Source organism: Mesorhizobium sp. M4A.F.Ca.ET.050.02.1.1 (assembly GCF_003997725.1).
Taxonomy (GTDB): Bacteria; Pseudomonadota; Alphaproteobacteria; order Rhizobiales; family Rhizobiaceae; genus Mesorhizobium.
This window is the reverse complement of the sequence record NZ_RZSG01000911.1, coordinates 1-2,212: the sequence shown is the minus strand read 5'-3', so window position 1 is coordinate 2,212 and position 2,212 is coordinate 1. Positions and strand designations below refer to the sequence as shown.

The 2,212-nt window shown below is 63.5% G+C and carries 2 protein-coding genes; both read right to left on the bottom strand.

All coding sequences use genetic code 11. The features are described from left to right. Positions 1-340: 340 nt before the first annotated feature. Positions 341-1,309 (bottom strand): type II secretion system F family protein, encoded by a 969-nt coding sequence (locus EOA33_RS33035; RefSeq protein ID WP_126054274.1) that lies wholly within the window; start codon positions 1,307-1,309, stop codon positions 341-343. Position 1,310: 1 nt separating this feature from the next. Continuing rightward, positions 1,311-2,212: type II secretion system F family protein (locus EOA33_RS33030; protein ID WP_145989434.1), on the bottom strand; the 902-nt coding region annotated here is incomplete at its 5' end.

Below are 2,212 nucleotides of genomic sequence, written 5' to 3'. Positions count from 1 at the left end.
GCGGAAATGCTTTTCGGCAAGGCCGTAATTCGCCTCGCGGAACTGCGCCTTGCCCTCCGCCAGGTCGGAAGCGCTGACATCCTTGGACGCTGGCTGGATCGCGGTGGTCTTGGTCGTGTCGACGCTGTTACTGCTGGTCGTGCAACCAGTGATCATCAAGACGGCTGCCAATGCGGCCATTGCCGCGGGATGTCTGTGACGCATGCCCCTGCCCCATCGCCCGATTTGCCGGGTCGTTCTTCAGGGAGCACTGTACACAGCAGCGATTAAGCTTCGGTGCTGAAATGCCCCTAAATTTCGGTTGCGCGCAAAGGATGCGTTAACCAGCGTTGCCGTGGGTTCAGTGCGCGGTCGTCATCTTTACGATGATCGGGATGATGGCGATCATCAGCACCACCGGCAGGATGCATACCGTCACCGGCACCGACATCTTGGCTGGCAGGGCATGCGCCTTCTCCTCGGCCAGCGACATGCGCTTGTGCCGCATCTCGTCGGAAAAGACGCGCAACGCCCCCGACAGGCTGGTGCCCAGTTCCTTGGACTGCTGCAGCAGCGTCGCGAAGGAGCGCACCTCATCGAGGCTGAGACGATCGGCGAGCGCCTTGAGCGCATCGTCGAGGCTGCGCCCGGCCCTGAGCTCCAGCGATACCAGCTGCAGGTTCATGCTGAGCGAAGGATAGGTCTTGGCGAGCTCCTTGGAGACGCGCTCGATGCCGGCCTCCATGCTCATGCCGGCGTCGGAGCAGACGATCATCAGGTCCATGAAGTCGGGAAAGCCGTTGCGGTATTCGCGCATCTTCTCCCGCACCTTCTGGGTCAGCACCAGACCGGGCAGGAAATAGCCGGCAGCGCCCGAAAGGATGACGAAGGTCCAGCGGCTGGTCATGGTCGAATCCGCGCTCGCCATCCAGTGGTTGAGCAGCAGGGCGCCAAGAGCCAGGCCGACGAAGGCGGCAAAGCGGATCAGGAAGAAGGTGCCGACAGCACGCGGTTCCATGTAGCCGGCCTGGATGAGCTTCATGCGCAGCCGCGCGACATTCTCGGGGTCGCTCTTGGCGTAGAATTCCTGCGCCCGCTTCACCGCCTTCTCGCGCACCGCGTTGGAATTCTTCCGCGGCGCAGGCTCAGTCTGCTCGACGGCCTTGCTGCTCTCCTCCACCTTCAGCCGGCGCTTGACCTCGTTGCGGTCGCCCTTGGCAACGACCAGCGGCCAGGCCACCGCGCTGCCACCCAGCATCAGCAGCAGCACCGCAACCGGCAACAGCGAGGTCGGCGCGAGCGAAGCGAGGAATTCGATCACAGCCTGCATGTCAGAACCTGAAGTTCGACATCTTGAACATGATGGCATTGCCCAGCATCAGCCAGGTGACCGAGCCGCCAAGCAAGTACCAGGTCTTCGGCTCGCCCCAGACGCTTTTGTAGAATTGCGGCATCATCACCATGATGGCCGCGAACAGCAGCGCCGGCACGGCCGTCAGGATATAGGCCGACATGCGGCCCTCGGTCGAAATCGCGCGCACCTTGCGACGCAGCTTGCCGCGTTCGCGGATCGTCGACGACAGCCCGTCGAGGATCTCGCGCAGATTGCCGCCCGAACTGTTCTGGATCGACACGGCGGTGACGAACAACGGCAGGTCTTCATGGCCGACCCGGTCGAACAGCGAATTCAGCGCCGAAACCAGGTCCGAGCCGTAGGTCACCTCATCGGCGATGACGCCGAACTCAGTGCCGATCGGGTCCGGCATCTCGCGCGCCACCATGGAGATGGCGACCGGCACCGGATGGCCGGCCTTCAGGCCGCGCGTGATCAGTTCCAGCGCCTCCGGCAACTGCATGCCGAACCGCTTCAGCCGGCGGCCGCGCTGGAAGCGCAGCGACATGACGGGCAGCACCGGCAAGAGGACGACAAACAATAGAAGGCCGAGCAGCAACGGCAGTCCGTACCAGATGGCGACCAGCGCCGCCACCAGCGCCGCGCCCGAAGTGATCGCCAGGAATTTGGACAGGGGCATCGTCATGCCGGACTGAGTGCGCAAGGCGTGGAACCGGTCGAGCGAGAACACCGAGCTGCCGGCCTCCAGGCCGCGTTCCTTGCGCAGCTGGATCAACACCTGTTCCTGGCTGATCTTGTTCTCCTGCAGCTTCATGCGCCGGTTGATTGCGGTGCGTTTGTCGCTGCGGCCGGCATAAAGCAGGTAGCACGCCTCTGCGA